We start from the raw sequence: 20,733 nt of genomic DNA, 5'->3' as shown, positions 1-20,733 counted from the left end.
CTATATAGCTATTTCAATTTTGACATTGGAATATAACCAAGTGCTTCAACATTTTTTTCATTTTCTTCGCTAATCATATAATCTATAAATGATTTCTCTACCCCTTCAGCTTCACCTAAAGTATACATGTGCTCATATGACCAAAATGGATAATCACCCTTGGTAACATTGTCATTACTTGGTTCAACTCCGTTTAAACTAATTGGTTTAACATCTCTCATAACATCTTCACTTAAATATGAAAGTGCTAAATAACTAATCGAGCCTTCTGTAACTTTTACCGCTTCCCTAACTGCACCACTTTCTGGCTTTGTTATCCCAATACTAGAATCTTCTTTTTCACCATCCATGATTTTATCAACGAAGGTTAATCTAGTACCTGAGGAAGACTTTCTATGAATTAATACTATTTCTTTATCAGTTCCACCTACTTGACTCCAATTAGTTATATTTCCTTGGAATATATCTTTAATCTGTTCTTTTGTTAATGAATCTATAGTAACATCTTTACTTACAACTACAGCAAATCCTATTCCACATACTTTATGATCAACTAAGTCTTTTACCTTCTCTTGATCTCCAAACTTTACATCAGCAGTTACGTCTGAGTTTCCAATATCACAACTACCTTCAAGTACACCTTTAATACCAGCGCCGCTACCTCCACCTTGAACATTAATTATTGCATCTGTATTTTTTTCCATGAAATCTTTAGCAGCAACCTCAGCTAATGGTTGAAGAGCGGATGACCCTAACACCATTATTTCTCCACTGTTTGGTGATTTTTCTTTTTCTATATTTGAAGTATCTTTTCCACATCCAATAAAACTCCCTGCCACAACCGCGACAGTTACAAAAACTATAAGTCTTTTCATTAATTTCTTTTTCATAATTCCCCTCCGTTTATTATTTTTGATGAGTTATACTACTTAATTAGTATAATTCTCATTAGCTAATAAACTTATTCCTTCAACAACCATTAATAAAATTACTATTCTAAGTCAACTAGCTTTTTTGTATATTCACTACTGGCTCTGATGATCAGGGGGATCAGGAACCTAATGGTTCCTTATTAATACAATGATACTTTGATATTTATTTTAATTTTGACATTGGGATATACCCAAGTGCTTCGACATTTTTAACATTCTCTTCACTAACCATATAATCAATAAATGCTTTTTCTAATCCTTCAGCTTCTCCTTTAGTGTACATATGCTCAAATGACCAGAATATATAATCACCTTTGATAATATTCTCATTACTTGGTTCTACTCCATTAATTCCAATAGGCTTAACATCCTCTCTAACATCTTCACTTAAGTATGACAGAGCTAAGTAACTAATAGAACCTTCTGTAACCTTTACTGCTTCTCTAACTGCTCCACTCTCTGGTTTAGTTATACCAATACTTGTATCTTCTTTTTCCCCATCCATTATTTTATCAATGAATGACATTCTAGTACCTGATGAAGATTTTCTGTGTACTAAAACTATTTCTTTATCTGTTCCACCAACTTGATTCCAGTTTGTTATGTTTCCTTTAAATATATCTTGAATTTGTTCTTTTGTTAATGACTCTACTGTCACATCTTTACTTACAACAACTGCAAATCCTATTCCGCAAACCTCATGATCAGCTAACTCTTTTGCCTTCTCTTCATCACCAAGTTTCTGCTCTGCTGTCACATCTGAATTCCCAATATCAGCGTTTCCTTCAAGTACACCTTTAATACCAGCGCCACTTCCACCACCTTGAACATTAATTACTGCCTCGTTATTCTTTTCCATGAAATCCTTCGCTGCAACCTCTGCTAAAGGTTGAAGTGCAGAAGAACCTAATACCATTATTTCGCCACTTGTTAGTGATGTTGTCTCTCCAACATTTGAATTCTTACTACCACATCCAACAAAACTTCCTGCTACAGCTACTGCAGTTACTACCCCTATAAATGTCTTCATTATTTTCTTATTCATAATTACCCTCCATCAATCATTTTTTTTGATGATTACTTAGTACTACCTTAGTATAATTCTCATAGGTTAAGTTGGTATTATCATAATGTAAAATTAAGTTATCAAATTGTTAAGTATAATTTTACATAAAAAAAAGCACGCAATGCGTGCTTGAGTTTGTTGACAAAGTTACAATATATTGTTTTCACTCTGTTTTCTATCTTTAGAGTGTCAGGCGTTGAAAAAGCCCAAGGTCAAGGAACAAGAGGAGCGAGCAGCGCAGTGTACAAATAGTACTCGAGCAGCATAGCGAGTCTTAGTGACGATGAGATTGGGCTTTTTCAACAGCCTGAAGCACGCAATGCGTGCTTAAAAGCAAATGGATAATTGAGAATGGTTTTATGTAACTGTCCACTATATTTTTTTATCCTTCACCTTAATTATTTTTTCTTTTTGTATGGAATAATAACTGTGAATTTAGTACCAATATCTCTATGACTTTTAACTTTTATTCTTCCATTAAATGAAATTACAATGTGCTTAACTATAGCTAATCCCAGCCCAGTTCCACCAGTTGCTCTTGATCTAGCCTTATCCACTCTATAAAATCTTTCAAATAACCTTGGAATCTTATCTTCTGGAATTCCAACTCCAGTATCTTCTACTTCAATAATACATGATCCTTTATCGTAATAACTTCTAATATATATATTATCTCCAGCTTCAGAATACTTAACAGCATTATCAACAAGGTTTATTAACATCTGTTTAAATCTATCACTATCACCCCAAAGAGGAGCAACAGATTGTAACTTCATACTTATTTCTCGTTCTTTTCCCTTTTTAGTACTTTTAATTAAATTATAAACATCATCAATGATTTCATTTACATGTACACTCTCATTAATCATCTCTTTCTGTTGTTCAATATGAGATAAAATTAATATATCATTAATTAATCTTGTTAATCTCTCAGCTTCAGTGTTTATAATATCAAGAAACTTATTCTTTGTCTCTACATCATCTACATCCTTCAATGTTTCAGCAAATCCTTTAATAGAGGTTAGAGGTGTCTTTAGTTCATGTGAGACATTTGCCACAAATTGAGTCCTCATCTTTTCTAATCTTTTTATATCTGTTATATCTTGAAGTACTGCCACAGTTCCAATATGATCATTAACATTAATAATATCTGCTGTTTTTACCCTAAAATACCTTCTCTCAGTAGTATCAATAATAATTTCAACATATTCTTGTATATCAGTCGAAAAAAGTCTCGCCAACTCTTGATTATCAATACATTTATCTAGTCTTTTACCAATTACATTTTCTTTTATTTTAAATAAACTTTTAGCACATGAATTTATCATTATTATATTTCTATTTCTATCTAAAGCTATTAATCCACTATCCATGCTTCCCAAAATAGCTTCTAATCTGTTCTGTTTATCCGTAACCTCTTTAATCATGCTTTGTAATTGCATAGCCATCTTATTAAAACTTCTTCCAAGCTTTCCAATTTCATCATCACTAGTTACATTAACTCTTCTAGTTAAATCCCCTTTAGCAATCCTTTCGGTAGTAACTTCTAAATTTTTTATTGGTTTTACAATTACATATGCAATCTTATTTGAAAACCATATAGACAGCAAAAAAATGATTATTACTGAATAAATATAATAGGAAAAATAATTTCCAGTAAGCATATTTATGTAATGAATAGGCAGTGCTGTTCTAACATATATATTCTTATACTTTACAGCGTAGTATACCATACTTGTCTCCAATGATTTACTATACCGTATAGAATACCCTTCTCCACTTTCCCTAGCTAGTTCTATTTCTTCTCTCATTCTATGATTATCAAGTGATTCTGCATCTGCATGGGTATCATTTATAACCGTACCTTCTTTATCAATAATTGTAATTCTGAGATCCTCTTCTTCACTCATGTAGTGTTCAAAATCAATCTTACCGTTGCTCTCCAAACTATTAATTATTAGTTTACTATTTATTTTCAAGTTATTTTTTACATTCTCCTCATATTGTCTATTAAATATTGAAGAAAATAATATTGTTAATGTTACTAAAAACAGTGTAAAAAAACCTAATATATATATCGTTAATTTTTTTTTCATTATTATTCACCACTATTAAATCTATATCCTATCCCTCTTACCGTTTGGATGTATTTAGGATTTTTATCATCATTTTCAATTTTCTTCCTCAGATGCCTTATATGAACATCTACCGTTCTTGTCTCACCAACATATTCATATCCCCAAATCTTATCCAAGAGATATTCTCTTGTCATCACTCTTCCTTTATTTCTACATAATATACTCAATAGTTCAAACTCCTTAAGTGTGAGTTCAATCGCTTCTCCATTCTTTTTTACTTGATGCTTATCAAAATCAATAACAACTTCGCCAAAAGAAGCTTTATTTTCTTCTTGCTTCATATTTGTTCTTCTCAAAACAGCCTTTACCCTTGCAACTAATTCTCTCACAGAAAATGGTTTTGTTATATAATCATCAGCTCCAAGTTCTAATCCCAATATCTTATCAAATTCTTCCCCTTTAGCTGTTATCATAACAACAGGTATGTTAGTAGTAATGTTGTTCTTGCGTATTTCCTTGCAAACATCATAACCGTCCATCCCTGGCAGCATAAGGTCAAGTAATATTAAGTTAGGTATTTCTGAACAGGCAAGCGCAATAGCGTCGTTACCATTATCAGCGCATATAACCTTATATTTATTCTTTTCAAGATTAAATTTCAGTAATTCTCTTATATGCTCCTCATCATCTACAATTAGTATCTTAATATCACTATTCATTGTACTCCTCCTCAAAATCTATTTATATTCCTAATTATTTTAAAAATACAAAGGCAAAATTTCTTCCACTTGATTCTTTATCCCTTCTATAAGAATGGAATTCTTTATTACAAATTGTACATTTGCCTATGTCATGTATGTTTTCTTCTTTAATTCCAAGTTCTTTTAATTGAAGTTTAATACATTCTGTTAAATTTAACATTCTTCCGTCATTTATGTGTCCTCTATATAACTCTTTAGAATTAAACTCATCAATCAATTCATAATTTACCTCATAACAACATCTTCTAGCATGCGGCCCTATAAAAATCTCTATATCATTACATTTAGAATTAAAGCTATTAATTAATTTCTGTATACACTCTGTTAATATACCATTAAGAGTTCCTTTCCATCCACTATGGACAGCTCCAACTATCCCATTATGTTTATCATGTATTATTATTGGAGTACAATCAGCACCAAAAACTCCTATAGCTACTTTTTCTTTTGAAGTTATGATTCCATCACCATCAATAACTTCTTTAGGATCAACCAAAATATCATTGGAATGTGTTTGATTCAAATAAATCACCTTTTCAAAGTTGAACCACTCTGGAAGCATTGAAAGGAATCTTTTACCCTCTTTTGTATCTTTCTTAAAATCTATACCATTTATATTCGTACTGAAGAATATCTCAGCCTTCTCAGTAGAGAAATTATAGAATTTAAAGTTTTTAACTATTTTTTCTTTAAAATCATTTAACATTATCTTTCACCCTTTATGTTTATTCTATAATATATATTCCAAATTTAAAATATTAGTTGTATTTATTTAACCCAATCTTAACTTTATATATTTGTATTCACAGCTAATTAAAAGAATTCAAATTCCAATATATTTTATAAAAATTTATGTATATAACTAAGATATCCCTATAACTAAGCATATCTTTGGGTGTTGAAAAAGCCCAATTTCATCGTAACTAAGGCTCTCTGCGTTGCTCAAGTACTACTTGTACCTTCTGCCGCTCATTGGCCTTGTTCCTTGATCTTGGGCTTTTTCAACGCCTGAAACTCTGAAAATCAGAATCAGAACAATATTATTCAAATTTTTGAGTAAACTAAGCATATCTTAGTTTTAACTTTTCTTCTTTAAAGCAGCTATTTCTTCCATAAAACTATCTATATCCTTGAACTGTCTATATACTGATGCAAATCTCACATAAGCAATCTCATCAATTTCTTTAAGTTTTTCCATAACTAACTCTCCAACATATTGAGATTGCACTTCAGTTCTCATCTGATTATATAATTTCTTTTCAATTTCATCTGCCACTTCTTCAAGAATTTTTCTTGAAACTGGCCTCTTCTCACACGCTCTTATAAGGCCATTAAGTAATTTATTTCTATCAAAGTTTTCACGATCCTTATTTCTTTTTATAATAAGTATTGGAATATTTTCTACTTTTTCATAAGTTGTATAACGCTTATTACATTTAAGACATTCTCTACGTCTTCTTATAGCTGACTTATCTTCACTTGAACGTGAATCAACAACTTTACTCTCCTCAAAATTGCAAAATGGACATTTCATCTTCATCATCCTAATCTATGATTTTTTGTACTTAGTATCATAATATCATTTTTTTCTCTATAGGGCAATTCTCAAATGAAAATAAATCATTATAAAGCTTTAGACAAGTTCAAATATATAACAAATCAGTATACTCGTCTATTTTGCATCTTTAACTTGTTATTTATTTTCACATGCCTTACTCCTTGTCCATGTATTCTTCGCCTTCTACTAAAATAACATCCACTCCAATTTTATATATCTTATCCCAAGGCACCTCAACATAACTATCTTTTGCGAAAAATGAAACTTTACCATATGGGATTATTACCGATTCTACTTTTTCGCCATCACAATCTACAACAAAATCTTTTATGTATCCCATTCTTGCTCCGGTAGAAATATCAATTACCTCCATGCTCTTTAAACTATTTATTGAAAACAAACTCAAATCCTCTTCCATATATTCTCCCTCCTATTCTCTATTAAACATCTATAGCATATTCTAATAACTATTAAATAAAAGATGCCTTATGCTCTTATAAAAATAATATTAAAATATAATTCTAAATATGAATATTATGATCATATTTCAACTTGTATTTTAATATTATTTTGACTGAATATATTAATATGCAGAAAGGTTCAAGTTAACTATCCACTATAGTCAACCTGAACCTTTCTACATATCAACACTTGAAAAAACACAATCTAGGTATCTATAAAACTCTCTGTAGTGATACCGTAAATCTTTTACACTTCTCGGTTCCACAGCCTTATACATGCTTTCTCATATGTTTTAATGCTGATTTTTCTAACCTTGAAACTTGAGCTTGTGAAATCCCTATTTCATCTGCCACTTCCATTTGAGTCTTTCCATTAAAGAACCTCAAATTTAATATTAATTTTTCCCTTACATTTAACTTCTTCATAGCTTCTTTTATTGATATATTTTCAATCCAACTTTCATCACTGTTTTTATTATCACTTATTTGATCCATAACAAATATAGCATCGCCACCATCATGATATATTGGTTCAAATAATGATACTGGATCTTGGATAGCATCTAGTGCAAAAACAATATCTTCACGTGGTATTTCTAACTCTTTACTAATTTCTGAAATTGTTGGTTCTTCATTATTTTTCTTAATTAATCTATCTCTAACTTGTAATGCTTTGTAAGCAATATCTCTTAGGGATCTACTAACTCTAATGGAATTATTATCTCTCAAATATCTTCTAATTTCTCCAATTATCATTGGAACTGCATAGGTTGAAAACTTTACATTTTGTGATAAATCAAAATTGTCAATTGCTTTAATAAGTCCAATACATCCAACTTGAAATAGATCATCAACATTTTCCCCTCTGTTGTTAAATCTCTGAATTACACTTAGCACTAATCTCAAGTTGCTTTTTATAAATCTTTCTCTACATTCAGTCTCTCCCTCCTTTATTTTAAAAAGAAGTTCTCTCATTTCTTTTTCTTTAAGAACAGGTAGTGTCGATGTATTTACACCACATATTTCAACCTTATTAATTAACATGATACTCCATCCCTTCAGTATAGTAGCATTTAAAATTATCCCCTAAAAGATTTCTTTTTATACTGAAGACAACTATACCATTTTACTGATTTCTTTCTTCAATCGCTTTATAATCCGCTTCTCGAGCCGAGATATATAGGATTGAGAAATTCCTAAAAGATCAGCAACTTCCTTCTGTGTTTTCTCTCTCTTACCATTTAATCCGAATCTTAATTTCAATATTTTCTTCTCTCGTTCATTTAATTTTTTCATTGCAAGAAGTAATAATTGCCTATCCACCTCGTCTTCTATATAGTGATAAACTATATCATTATCAGTCCCCAAAATATCCGATAATAACAGTTCATTACCATCCCAATCAATATTAAGTGGCTCATAAAATGATATCTCTGCTTTAACTTTATTATTCCGTCTCAAATACATTAGTATTTCATTTTCTATACATCTTGATGCATATGTTGCAAGCTTAATATTTTTATTTGGATCGAATGTATTAACTGCTTTAATTAGTCCTATTGTTCCTACTGAAATTAAATCTTCAACATTAACTCCTGTATTTTCAAACTTTCTTGCAATATATACAACAAGCCTTAAATTTCTCTCTATTAATGTTGCTCTAATTACTTCATTTCCATCCCCCAGTTTATGAACAAGTTCAAATTCTTCTTCCTTACTTAATGGTGGTGGCAGAGCATCACTCCCTCCAATATATAATATTTTTTTAGAAAAGAGCTTGAATTTCGTTAATAATTTGTTTATAATTCTATCAATTTTTATCAAATTTATCCCCCTCTTCAACGTAGAAAATATTAAAATTTTACAAACATTTAACCCATTGATATATATATAATTACTTATGGTAATTCATTTTTGAAATTTCCCCAATTTCCTAGAATAATAGATTCTCAATTTCACTTCAATTGCAATAAAACATTGCTTGGTAAAACCCCCTGAAAAGCCTCCTCAAATTCACCTTTTTTCCCTGCTATTAAAATATCTATTAGTTCCTGATCCTCTCCTTTTTTATTAATTATTCTTACCGCATCTGGTTGAAATCCATATAAATACTCAACCTTATTGTCCACACAACTGTAGGGAATCCTATAACAGTCCTTTTGTTGAATGTATAACTCCCTATATTTTTTACTCTCTATAACAATTACACCTTTACCACTTATTGGCTCAGTTAAAAAATTCCCGGTATCCAACAATGCTTTTAATTCAATTTGTTTATCTTCTTTTATAATTTTTACTGTATATATATATTGTGCTTTTATCCTCTGTTCATTTATAAAATAATATATTCTTTCAAAAAATATTGCAATTATCAAAATCGCAACTATAAGGCCTTTATATGTAAAATTGAGAAACATACCTCTAAATATAACCCCTTTGCCTAATGACACATGTACAAATAGAAATGCACCACTCAAAACAAAACTCACAATTATAAATGCCAACCATAATTTTAATAATTGTTTTAATCCCATTTCCTTCTTTTGAAAGGCTATCATAACCATTCCTAACCCCATAATCAATTTCAAAATGGTATTACTCAATATCTCGCTACGAACTACTAGAACAATAATACTATATATAACCCCCACTAATGCCCCTAAAACACACCTCCAAACACGTACTTTTTTCTTCTGAATCCTCCCAGTTGTTATTAGCAAGAAATAATTAATTATAAGGTTCTCTAATATAAAAACATCAATATTAACAACCATATACATCACCCTTTGAATACATTATACACCGTTTAATTTCAAAATTTTGTCAATTCCAGCCCTTTCGATTACTTTTCTTTTGGTTTTTTATTACATTTACCAACATCATTAGATAGAGAACCGTCAAATGAAAGCTGAATACAATACATTTCTTTGTAATTTGTAAAAATTTAAATAACTAAAAAAGGGTTGTATCAAAATGACTTAATCATTTTGATACAACCCTTTTATTTAACTTAGTTATTTCTTCTTCTTAGAAATGCAGGAATTTCTAAATCAGGTGAATTAAAGTCATACTTTTTCTTTTCTTCTACCTTTTCTTCAATTTCCTTAACATCTATTTTTTCGCAATTTTCTACTTTAACTTCCTCACTTTTAGATACAGTTATTGAAGAATTAACTTGTGGCTCCTCTACAATCCTATCCTTCTCAAAGCCTGTAGCTATTACAGTAATTCTTATCTCATCTTTAATATTCTCATCAATTACAGCACCAAAAATTATGTTAGCATCCATATCAGCGGCTTCTTGAACAATTTCAGCTGCTTCATTTATCTCTAACAATCCAAGATCTGGACCACCTGTTACATTTAAAAGTACTCCTGTAGCACCGACTATTGATGTTTCAAGAAGTGGACTTGAAATAGCTTCCTTTGCAGCATCTGCAGCTCTGCTCTCTCCACCAGCTTTACCAACTCCCATATGAGCTAATCCTTTATCTTGCATTATTGTTCTAACATCTGCAAAGTCAAGATTAACTAATCCTGGAATAGTAATCAAATCTGAAATACCTTGAACACCTTGTCTTAATACATCATCCGCCACTTTAAATGCTTCCATTAATGAAGTCTTTTTATCTACAATCATTAGAAGTCTCTCGTTTGGAATAGTAACAAGAGTATCAACCTTATCTTTTAATTCCTTAATTCCCATTTCAGCTTGCATCATTCTTTTTCTTCCCTCAAATGGAAATGGTTTTGTTACAACTCCTACTGTAAGTATGTTCATTGATTTGGCAATTTCAGCCACAACTGGCGCAGCACCTGTACCAGTTCCTCCACCCATACCAGCAGTAATAAATACCATATCAGCACCTTTTATTGCCTGTTCAATTTCTTCTTTACTCTCTTCGGCTGCCTTTTTACCAATAGACGGATTAGCACCCGCTCCAAGCCCCTTTGTAAGCTTGTCTCCTACCTGGATCTTCTGGTTCGCTTGAGACAATAATAATGCCTGCTTATCCGTATTAATTCCTATAAATTCAACGTTCCTTAATCCTTCGATAATCATTCTATTAACAGCATTATTTCCACCGCCACCGCACCCGATGACTTTTATTTTAGCAAAATCTTGTAAATCCACATCAAAATCAAGCACAACACTACCTCCTTAACTAAAAAGATTTGAAAAAATGTTTTTTATTCTCTTAGCTAAGCCTTTTCTCTCAGCATAAATTTCATCATCTTCATCATCATATAAATCATCATCAATAAAATCACTAACAACATTTTTTCTATTACTAGACTTATTATTCTCATCTATAGCATTTTTAAGCACACCAACTACATTAGAAAATAGTGGACTAGCGGCGCCTATGTAATCAGGCAAACCAATTCTCACTGGCTTATTGAGTATTTCTTCCCCAACATCTTTTATACCTTTAAAAAGAGTTATTCCTCCACCTACTAAAATTACTCGCTCAATAGATTTTTCATACCCACTTTTTTCAAGCTCAGCTTTAATAAATTCCAAGAGTTCAGAAACACGTGCTTCAATAATATCTACTAAAAAGCCATGCTTAACTTCTATAAACTCCCCTGAAATGTTATTGCATGTGAAAGTTTCATTTGATACATCCTTCTTTAGCGTACCATATTTTAACTTCATATTCTCTGCTTCATCCATTGAAACTTTTAATCCAACAGATAAATCATTTGTAATAGCTTTACCACCAAAAGGTATAATAGAAGTATAACATAATTTCCCGTTTGAAAAAACAGATAAATCAATTGTTTCAGCTCCAACATCTACCAAAGCTGCTCCAAATTTTTTTTCCTCTTGTGATAAAACGACACTTGCGGCTGCTATGGGTTTTAATTCCAACCCTTTAACAGTTAATCCCGCAGCCTCAACAGATTTTATTAGATTGTTAATAACACTTGATCTAGCAGTTACAACCTTTACATTTGCTTCAAGTTTATTACCACACATACCAACTGGATCTTTTATCTTGTCACATTCATCAATAACATAATCCTGTGGAATTACTCCAATAATTTCTTTATCACTTGTTATAGATATAAACTTTGAAGCTTCAATAGCTCTATCTTTATCTTTATGAGTTACTGTATTTTCTAGAGCGCTCACAGCAACGACACCTTTACTTTCAATTAAATCACAGATTCCGCCTGGAACAACTAAATATGCTGAGTTAAAATCTTGCTCAACCATTTTTTGAAGCTGTCCTTTACATTTTTCTATAGATTTAGCAGTACTCTCTATATCAATAACTATACCTTTATTTAAACCTTCACATTTAGAAGAACTGATTCCCATAATTTGTAGGTTTTCTTCACTATCTATTTTCCCAACTGCTGCATAAATTTTTGATGAACCGATGTCTATTCCAATTACATATTCATTCATGGACTAAACCTCCTTAAGAAAACCCTCTATAATTATATTCAACATAAACTTTTTATTTCCTTTATTTTTGTTTATATTTTTGTTTATATTTAAAATATACCCTTTTTAATTACTTTTTTCTGAAAATATGTATTTTTTAGAAAACCAATAATCTATTAAGCATCGCTTGATCAATGGAAAATTTAATAGCATCTTCTTTAGAAATAACACCTTTCTTACATAGGTCCGCCAAACACATATCCATTGTTTTCATGTCATATTTTGAACCTGTTTGTATCAATGATTCTATTTGATGTGTTTTTCCTTCTCTTATCAAATTCTGTATGGCATTAGTATTTTTCATTATTTCTTGAGCACAAATTCTTCCATTTCCCTCTGTACTAGGAATAAGCTGCTGTGATACAACACCCTTTAAAACAGCTGCCAATTGAACCTTTATCTGTTGTTGTTGATGTGGAGGAAATACATCAATAATCCTATCAATTGTTTTAACTGTTCCAACAGTGTGTAGTGTTGATAAAACCAAATGTCCCGTTTCAGCAGCTGTTAAAGCTATTGAAATAGTTTCCAAATCCCTCATCTCTCCAACCAAAATCACATCAGGGTCTTCTCTTAATATAGCTCTTAGTGCTCTATTATAGCTTGTACTATCTTTTCCTATCTCTCTCTGATTAACAATTGATTTGCTATGTTTATGTAAATATTCAATTGGATCTTCAAGTGTAATAATATGTGCTGATCTATTATTATTAATTTCATTTACTAAAGCTGCTAGAGTGGTACTTTTACCGCTTCCTGTAGGCCCTGTAACAAGCACTAGTCCTCTCTGTTGTTCACTAAGTTCTTTAAGCGCCTTAGGCATAGATAATTCCTTCAGTGAAGGTATTTTTTGCCCTACCACCCTAATAGCTATAGCATGACTTCCTCTTTGTTTATACACATTAACTCTAAATCTACCTAACCCAGCTAATGAAAATGAAATATCGTATTCTCCCATTTCCATGTATTCATCAAACTTTTCTTCAAGAATCTCTTTAGCATACTCTTCTGTATCTAACGGCATTAGCTTTTTATAATTTAACCTTTGAAGTTCCCCATCTACTCTAACATTAGGACTAGCTCCTACCGTTAAATGTAAATCCGAAGCATTGCATTGTATTGTATTCTCCAAAAGTTCCTTTAATGGTATCATATTTTTTCCTCCTTCAAGTTGATAATCTTCCCCTTAAAAGAATAGATTTTAATCAGTCTTGACTCGTCTTTTTAATTGGATTATCGAGTTCTTTATTTAGTTTTTTAAGTGCCCTCTTTTCTATCCTAGAAACATAAGATCTTGAAATACCCAATAATTTTGCTATCTCTCTCTGAGTTTTTGGTTTTCCATTATTCAAACCATACCTCAACTGTATAATGATTTTCTCTCTTTCCTTTAAAGATTCATTAATTTCTTTGTATAGCCTTTTAACTTGGATTTTATTCTCTACTATTTCAATTATAGAATCTTCTTCAGAACTCAAAACGTCCATTAAAGATATCTCATTACCTTCTTTATCTATTCCTATTGGATCTTGTAAAAATATCTCTGCTTTATTTTTAGTTCTATACCTAATAAACATAAGAATCTCATTTTCTATGCACCTAGCCGCATATGTGGCTAACCGCGTACCTTTTTCACTATCAAATGAATCTATAGCTTTTATTAATCCTACAGTTCCTATGGAGATGAGATCATCTACTTCCTTATATGAATATGAATACTTTTTCACAATGTGAGCTACAAGCCTCAAATTTCTCTCCACAAGAACGTTCTTTGCTATTAAATCTCCATCTTTAAGTTTGTTTAAATAATATTTTTCCTCTTTTTCACTTAGAGGTTGTGGAAATGAGTTCCCCCCAGTGATGTACGCTGTTAAAAGTGTCATATCACCAATAAGTTCAATCAAGTAACTTAAAAATATCACTATATTTCCTCCTAAAACACTGCTTATTACTATAATATGATGATATCAAGTGAAATGTGACCTTATTTATGTTTATTTAAAAATAAATATATTCCTCTTTTATTATCGTAACTTTTCAGAAATTATGCAATGCTTTTATAATAAAATTAAAATTTTCTCTCACTTTTATCTTAAATAGTATTTTATTTATTTTTTCTCTAACATTTTCACTCTTGAAAGAAATAAAATAATTGATAATAATTTTTACTGTAAACTCAAAAATCATGTTTCACGCATTTTCCTAGGAAAACTTATTGATATAAGCAAGATTACATGAGATAATTTCTTTATTTTTTTCAATTTCATAAAGAATAAAAAAAGAACATAAAAATGTTCTTTTTTTATTCTTGAAGACTATGCTTTATTTTTGAAGTTATCAAATCAACTGCAACTTTATTATATCCACCTTCAGGTATAATTATATCCGCATATCGTTTTGTTGGTTCTATAAATTGCATATGCATCGGTCTTACAACATTAAGATATTGTTCAATAACAGATTCCATACTTCTGCCTCTTTCTTCAATATCCCTAACTAATCTTCTGATAAATCTAACATCAGGGTCTGTGTCAACATATAACTTAATATCTAACTGCTCCCTTAATAACTCATCATCTAGAACCAGTATACCTTCAACAATTATTATACTCTTTGATTCTACCTTAATTGTTTCTTCTACTCTATTATGGATAGTGAAATCGTAAATTGGTTTTTCTATCTCATCTCCATTAACCAAACTCTTTATGTGAGTAACTAATAATTCTGTATCAAAAGCATCTGGGTGATCATAGTTTGTTTTCACTCTTTCATCTGGAGTTAAATGACTTTGATCTTTATAATAAGAATCCATCTGTAATATAGATAAATTCTCATTAAATTTGTTACAAATCTCTTTTGTTACAGTACTCTTCCCTGAACCCGAACCACCAGTTATCCCGATTATTAAGGGACGCTCCATCTATTTTTCCCCCTTGCATTTTACAATAATATCGTTCTTTTCGATCATTCCATCAACCTCAGCTGTAAATATCATTTGAGGTTTATTTGCAGACTCTATCTCATTCCCGTTCTCATCTTTCATATTTCTAAGATGAACGTGAAGATTATCACCTTTAGGTTTCATTACTTCTGCGGAATCACCGTTAACTATCTTGTTTCGCTGCTCTATTGTAACAATTCCATTTTCATAGCTTCTTACAATCCCTATAATGTCGTATCCTCTTTCATATGCAGAAGAATCATAAACTTGCATATTTTCTTTACCAAAATAAAATCCAGTATGATATGTTCTATGGCTAGGTCTCATCAATAGATCCATCCATTTAGGGTTAAATTCATACCCCTCCGGATTTTCAAAATATGAATCTAGCGCTTCCCTATAAGCTTTTACAACTGAAGCTACATAGAAAATACTCTTCATTCTTCCCTCAATTTTTAAAGAATCTATTCCAGATTCAACTAATGCTGGAATATGCTCAATCATACACATATCTTTTGAATTCATGATATATGTACCTCTTTCATCCTCGTAAACAGGGAAATATTCTTCTTTTCTTTTCTCTTCCATTAAATGATACTTATATCTACAAGGTTGCGCACATGCTCCTCGATTAGCATCTCTTCCAACCATATAGTTTGATAACAAACATCTACCTGAATAAGAAATACACATTGCTCCATGAACAAAAGCTTCAATTTCACAACCTTCAGGTAAGTTTTTCTTAAGCTCCTTAATTTCATCCATAGTAAGTTCTCTTGCTAATACAATTCTCTTTACACCTTGCTTATACCAGTATTGACAAGTTTTATAGTTAACAGTGTTAGCCTGAGTACTCAAATGTAATTCCATATTTGGCACAGTTTGCTTTGCAATCATAAATATTCCTGGATCTGCTACTATAATAGCATCTACATTCAACTCTTCCAATTCCTTAAGGTATTCCTCTAACCCTTCAAAATCTTCATTATGAGGAAATGCATTTAATGTTACATATACCCTCTTTCCTCTTACATGGGCATATTCAACACCTTCTTTTAACTGCTCATAATTAAAATTATTAGCAAAAGCTCTAAGATTAAGCTTATGCCCTCCTAGATAAACAGCATCTGCTCCAAAATTAATTGCTGTTTTTAGCTTATCAAGATTTCCAGCTGGTGCAAGTATTTCTGGTTTAAACACTTCTATCCCTCCTTGTGGTTATCGCTATTCCATCACCCATAGGAATAATTGTCGTTAAGAGATTCTTGTCTTTTGAAATCATTTCCAAGTATTTTCTCATTCTTTTTACTATCGTTATCTTTCTTCTTATAACAAGATCGTCTGATGCTACCATTCCTCTGAACAAAACATTATCAGATATAATTATACCATCATCCTTAAGAAGATCTAAACAATAAGGTAAAAAATGATTATAATGACCTTTACCGGCATCCATAAATATAAAATCATATTCACCTTTCTGGGTTTCAGCCATTTTTTCAAGTGCTTCAAGACACTCTTCATGAATGATAGTAATATTTTCACCATATCCATGTTTATTTATATTGTCTTGAGCAATTTCAACCATTTCATCATTTCTATCAATTGTTACAATTTCACACTGTTTATTTAATTCTCTACTCATAAGTATAGATGAATATCCTATGGCTGTTCCTAATTCTAATATTTTCTTAGGTTTCTTAATTGTAACCATAACCTTTAAGAAATTAGCAACTTCTTTTTGTACAATAGGAACATGATTTTCTCCACTGTACTCTTCCATACTCTTTAAAGGTTCTTCATTTTCATCTATTAAATTTCTTAAATATTTTTCCATATAATCATGCGCTATTCCGCTCATGAGATCCCTCCATTGAAGGCACATTCAAATAAATAACTAGCCAATATGCGAGTCTATTTTGCATAATACTTCTTCGTCAGAACCCACTGATAGAACCACTATCAGTGGAACCCAACTCATCGTCTGATGCAAAATATCCTTTGCATCTTTGACTAGTTATTTATTTTCATGCACCTAATTTCCTTGTGTCTGAGCTTTAACTCTGAGAAAATCATTGTAATCATCAGTAAAAAAATGTGTACCATCGTTTTGGGATACAAAATAAAGATAATTTGTATCTTCTGGATACAATGCTGCTACAATACTCTCTTTTCTAGGAGCCCCAATAGGTCCCGGCGGCAAGCCTTCATTCATGTATGTATTGTACGGCGATTCAACTTTAAGATCCTTGTTCAACACAATTAATTTGTCCCTCTCATAGAATACATTACCAATAGAGTATATCACTGTAGGACATGATTGAAGTAACATACCAATTTTTATCCTATTCGAGTACACTGAAGAAATCAAAGCTCTTTCTTCATCTTTAACAGCCTCTTTTTCTACAATAGATGCTAAAATTATTACTTCGTGAAGGTTTTCTATATTCGTATTATATTCTTCTTCAATACTTTCGATAGTCTTCTCAAATCTATTTATCATAATTTCAATAACCTCTGAGGGTTTACTATCCACATAAAAGTTATATGTCTCTGGATATAAATATCCTTCTAAGCTATAGTTTGCATCTGAAGAGTCTATTACATACTCAGGCAATTCATATTCTTGTACAGCTTGTAGAAACTCTTCTTCAGTAAACACTCCTGCTTTTTGAAAAACTTCTGCAATCTGTTCAATATTCATACCCTCAATAATTGTAATCCTATAGGTATCTTTTTGTGTTCCTTTTGAAAGTTTAGAAATCAATGCATCAAAATTCTCATCCACATTAACCTTATACTCTCCTGGTTTTATATCACATTTTACATTATTCTTCTTAACATACAATTTAAAAACCAAAGGATTCTTTACTTTCTTCTCATTATATAGTCTTTCCAATAATGAATAAAAGGAATCCCCTTGACTAACAGAAATTTCAATATTATCTGTTCCCGTCAAGGGGTGATTCAGTGCCTCATTATAATAATTTATACCGTAAAGATATCCCCCAATAATGATGGCACTCAAAACAACAATGAAAACTAAAAACTTCTTCATTTCATCTCCCCCATACTACTAAAATAAATGGATAATGTATAATGGAGAATGTATAATGATGGATGTTTTGCTATGCAAAACTACATTTTATTATTCTTTAGAACAGGAGAATCTACTTATTTTATATTCAGATAAAATCTTGTTTAAAATACAAGACTTTATCCATAATGAAACGAGTAAACTATCCTTGTCTAAGGAACAAAATAATTTACATTTCTCAGAGAGAAATATCCTTCATTATCAATTATCCATTTCTTTTCTAAAGCCTACTTTCTGTTTCTAACTCTTTTTCTTGCATTAGAATCAAGAATCTTCTTTCTTAATCTAATGTTTTTAGGCGTTACTTCCACAAGTTCATCAGAATCAATAAATTCAATACTTTTTTCAAGTGATAAATCTCTAGGCGTAACAAGTTTCAATGAATCATCTGCTCCAGATGATCTAGTGTTTGTAAGTTGTTTCTTTTTACAAACATTAACTTCCATATCTCCTAGACGTGGTTGTTCACCAACTATCATTCCTTCGTATACATCTGTTCCTGCTCCTATGAATAATACTCCTCTTTCTTGAGCATTGAATAATCCATAAGCAACAGCTGTTCCTTTTTCAAAAGCAACAATAGATCCTTTTGCTCTCTCAGGAATATCCCCTTTGTATTGTTCATATCCTTCAAGACTACTGTTCATTATACCGTTACCTTTTGTAAATGTCATGAAGTCTGATCTAAATCCAATTAACCCTCTAGCTGGAACCAAGAACTCAATTCTAGTATACCCATTAACAGCAGATGTCATATTTACCATTTCTGCTTTTCTTGGTCCTAGTTGTTCTATTACTCCACCCATGAATTCTTCTGGAACATCTATTACTAGCTTTTCCATTGGCTCTAGTTTCTTACCATTTTCTTCTTTGAAAATTACAGAAGGCTTAGAAACTGAGAACTCATATCCTTCTCTTCTCATAGTTTCGATTAAAACTGATAAATGCAATTCCCCTCTTCCACTTACCTTAAAGCAATCAGCAGAGTCAGTGTCTTCAACCTTAAGACTTACATTTGTTTCAAGCTCTCTATAAAGTCTATCCCTTAAGTGTCTAGATGTAACATAATCTCCATCTTGCCCTGCAAATGGTGAATCATTAACCAAGAAATTCATTGCAAGTGTTGGATCATCAATTTTAACAAATGGAAGTGCTTCTGGATTTTCAAAATCTGCTAATGTATCACCTATATTGATGTTAGCTATTCCTGTTACAGCAACAATATCTCCAATCATAGCAGAAGAAGTCTCAACTTTTCCTAATCCTTCGTATGTGTATAAGTTTGATACCTTTACTCTCTTAATTTCGCTCTCTTTATTTATGTGTGCAAGTTGTTGATTTCTATCGATTTTTCCTCTAACAACTTTACCAATACCAATTTTACCTACGTAATTATTGTAGTCAATTGAACTAATCAATAATTGTAATGGTGCATCTAATTCACCTTCTGGAGCTTTAACATTCTTTACTATACCATCAAAAAGATCTTCCATGTTATCCTTAAGCTCTTCAGAATCATAAGATGCGTGTCCTTCTTTTGCTGAAGCATAAACTACTTTAAAATCAAGTTGCTCATCATCAGCACCTAATTCAACAAATAGGTCAAACATTTCATCAAGAACCGCTTCTGGTCTTGCATCTTTTCTATCAATTTTATTTATTACAACAATCGGTCTTAATTTTAGCTCAAGAGCTTTCTTAAGAACAAATTTTGTTTGTGGCATTACTCCTTCATAAGCATCCACAACTAACAGTACACTGTCAACCATTTTTAGCACTCGCTCTACTTCTCCACCAAAATCTGCATGTCCTGGTGTATCTATAATGTTGATTTTTATCCCTTTATAATCTATAGCAGTATTTTTAGATAGTATAGTTATTCCTCTTTCTTTTTCAAGATCATTGGAATCCATAACTCTCTCATCAATCTTTTCATTTTCTCTAAAAATGTTACTTTGTCTCAAAAGAGCATCTACAAGTGTTGTTTTCCCATGGTCAACATGAGCTATAATAGCAATGTTTCTAATATCGTTTCTAACAAAATTACTCATGCTATTCCTCCTAAAGTTTTGATTTTATAAAAAAATGGACACCAAAGTATCCAATTTTGCACTATCTCTTATTTTAGTCTCCTTCAGGTAAAAAGTCAATCATTATATTACAATTTTTATGCCGATTTATAAAAAAAGACACGTGCTGCGTGCACATAAAAATTTAAAAACCTTTAGAAAAACTTGACAGTTGACAATTGACAGTTGACAACGATGGATGTTTCTTACTAAGGTCAGAACCTACATTATATTGTTCTTAAGACCAAAAGGGTTAAACTCATTTTATCAGTGATAAAATATTGTATTTGAACTACAATGTTCCATATAGTT

At 31.3% G+C, this 20,733-nt stretch carries 19 protein-coding genes; all 19 read right to left on the bottom strand.

Annotated features, from left to right (window positions below; all coding sequences use genetic code 11):
* Nucleotides 1-8 precede the first annotated feature (8 nt).
* The 19 genes from KDK92_RS14255 to typA all read right to left on the bottom strand — a co-directional run bounded on the left by KDK92_RS14255 (nucleotide 9) and on the right by typA (nucleotide 20,403).
* On the bottom strand, nucleotides 9-890 hold the full coding sequence (locus KDK92_RS14255; protein ID WP_250860004.1) for a phosphate ABC transporter substrate-binding protein: 882 nt from the start codon (nucleotides 888-890) through the stop codon (nucleotides 9-11).
* A gap of 205 nt (nucleotides 891-1,095) precedes the next feature.
* Complete coding sequence (locus KDK92_RS14250; RefSeq protein WP_250860003.1) at nucleotides 1,096-1,977, bottom strand: phosphate ABC transporter substrate-binding protein; 882 nt, start codon at nucleotides 1,975-1,977, stop codon at nucleotides 1,096-1,098.
* 419 nt (nucleotides 1,978-2,396) lie between these two features.
* A complete protein-coding gene (locus tag KDK92_RS14245) occupies nucleotides 2,397-4,094 on the bottom strand; it encodes a sensor histidine kinase (protein ID WP_250860002.1) in 1,698 nt (565 codons plus the stop codon).
* Between the two features lie 2 nt (nucleotides 4,095-4,096).
* On the bottom strand, nucleotides 4,097-4,795 hold the full coding sequence (locus KDK92_RS14240) for a response regulator (protein ID WP_250860001.1): 699 nt from the start codon (nucleotides 4,793-4,795) through the stop codon (nucleotides 4,097-4,099).
* Between the two features lie 34 nt (nucleotides 4,796-4,829).
* Nucleotides 4,830-5,543: a peptidoglycan editing factor PgeF gene (pgeF, locus tag KDK92_RS14235; protein WP_250860000.1), complete on the bottom strand. Its 714-nt coding sequence runs from the start codon at nucleotides 5,541-5,543 to the stop codon at nucleotides 4,830-4,832.
* Between the two features lie 372 nt (nucleotides 5,544-5,915).
* Complete coding sequence (gene nrdR / locus KDK92_RS14230; RefSeq protein ID WP_250859999.1) at nucleotides 5,916-6,371, bottom strand: transcriptional regulator NrdR; 456 nt, start codon at nucleotides 6,369-6,371, stop codon at nucleotides 5,916-5,918.
* A 178-nt stretch (nucleotides 6,372-6,549) separates the two neighbouring features.
* Nucleotides 6,550-6,813 (bottom strand): YlmC/YmxH family sporulation protein, encoded by a 264-nt coding sequence (locus tag KDK92_RS14225; protein WP_250859998.1) that lies wholly within the window; start codon nucleotides 6,811-6,813, stop codon nucleotides 6,550-6,552.
* 313 nt (nucleotides 6,814-7,126) lie between these two features.
* Complete coding sequence (gene sigG, locus KDK92_RS14220) at nucleotides 7,127-7,900, bottom strand: RNA polymerase sporulation sigma factor SigG (protein WP_250859997.1); 774 nt, start codon at nucleotides 7,898-7,900, stop codon at nucleotides 7,127-7,129.
* A gap of 72 nt (nucleotides 7,901-7,972) precedes the next feature.
* Nucleotides 7,973-8,680: an RNA polymerase sporulation sigma factor SigE gene (sigE, locus tag KDK92_RS14215; protein WP_250859996.1), complete on the bottom strand. Its 708-nt coding sequence runs from the start codon at nucleotides 8,678-8,680 to the stop codon at nucleotides 7,973-7,975.
* Nucleotides 8,681-8,811: 131 nt separating this feature from the next.
* The gene (locus KDK92_RS14210; RefSeq protein ID WP_250859995.1) at nucleotides 8,812-9,630 is read right to left on the bottom strand and encodes a sigma-E processing peptidase SpoIIGA; all 819 of its coding nucleotides are present in this window, start codon (nucleotides 9,628-9,630) and stop codon (nucleotides 8,812-8,814) included.
* A 236-nt stretch (nucleotides 9,631-9,866) separates the two neighbouring features.
* Nucleotides 9,867-11,006: a cell division protein FtsZ gene (gene ftsZ, locus KDK92_RS14205; protein ID WP_250859994.1), complete on the bottom strand. Its 1,140-nt coding sequence runs from the start codon at nucleotides 11,004-11,006 to the stop codon at nucleotides 9,867-9,869.
* 12 nt (nucleotides 11,007-11,018) lie between these two features.
* Nucleotides 11,019-12,275, bottom strand: a complete 1,257-nt coding sequence (ftsA, locus tag KDK92_RS14200; RefSeq protein WP_250859993.1) for a cell division protein FtsA — start codon at nucleotides 12,273-12,275, stop codon at nucleotides 11,019-11,021.
* A 136-nt stretch (nucleotides 12,276-12,411) separates the two neighbouring features.
* Nucleotides 12,412-13,467, bottom strand: coding sequence for a type IV pilus twitching motility protein PilT (locus tag KDK92_RS14195; protein ID WP_250859992.1), 1,056 nt, complete (start codon nucleotides 13,465-13,467; stop codon nucleotides 12,412-12,414).
* A 52-nt stretch (nucleotides 13,468-13,519) separates the two neighbouring features.
* Nucleotides 13,520-14,236 carry an RNA polymerase sporulation sigma factor SigK gene (gene sigK, locus KDK92_RS14190; protein ID WP_250859991.1) on the bottom strand — a complete coding sequence of 239 codons (717 nt, stop codon included), beginning with the start codon at nucleotides 14,234-14,236 and terminating at the stop codon, nucleotides 13,520-13,522.
* A gap of 380 nt (nucleotides 14,237-14,616) precedes the next feature.
* A complete protein-coding gene (gene udk / locus KDK92_RS14185) occupies nucleotides 14,617-15,234 on the bottom strand; it encodes a uridine kinase (protein WP_250859990.1) in 618 nt (205 codons plus the stop codon).
* Nucleotides 15,235-16,455 (bottom strand): peptidase U32 family protein, encoded by a 1,221-nt coding sequence (locus KDK92_RS14180; protein ID WP_250859989.1) that lies wholly within the window; start codon nucleotides 16,453-16,455, stop codon nucleotides 15,235-15,237. It lies immediately after the preceding gene.
* Nucleotides 16,448-17,116: an O-methyltransferase gene (locus KDK92_RS14175; RefSeq protein ID WP_250859988.1), complete on the bottom strand. Its 669-nt coding sequence runs from the start codon at nucleotides 17,114-17,116 to the stop codon at nucleotides 16,448-16,450. The genes KDK92_RS14180 and KDK92_RS14175 overlap by 8 nt, the downstream gene beginning before the upstream one ends.
* A gap of 174 nt (nucleotides 17,117-17,290) precedes the next feature.
* Nucleotides 17,291-18,313, bottom strand: coding sequence for an endolytic transglycosylase MltG (gene mltG / locus KDK92_RS14170; RefSeq protein WP_250859987.1), 1,023 nt, complete (start codon nucleotides 18,311-18,313; stop codon nucleotides 17,291-17,293).
* 266 nt (nucleotides 18,314-18,579) lie between these two features.
* Nucleotides 18,580-20,403 carry a translational GTPase TypA gene (gene typA, locus KDK92_RS14165; protein ID WP_250859986.1) on the bottom strand — a complete coding sequence of 608 codons (1,824 nt, stop codon included), beginning with the start codon at nucleotides 20,401-20,403 and terminating at the stop codon, nucleotides 18,580-18,582.
* Between the last annotated feature and the right edge of the window lie 330 nt (nucleotides 20,404-20,733).

Origin of the sequence: Oceanirhabdus seepicola, assembly GCF_023684385.1 — a bacterium.
GTDB classification, from domain to species: Bacteria; Bacillota; Clostridia; order Clostridiales; family Clostridiaceae; genus Oceanirhabdus; species Oceanirhabdus seepicola.
This window is presented reverse-complemented; position numbering and strand designations above follow the sequence as displayed.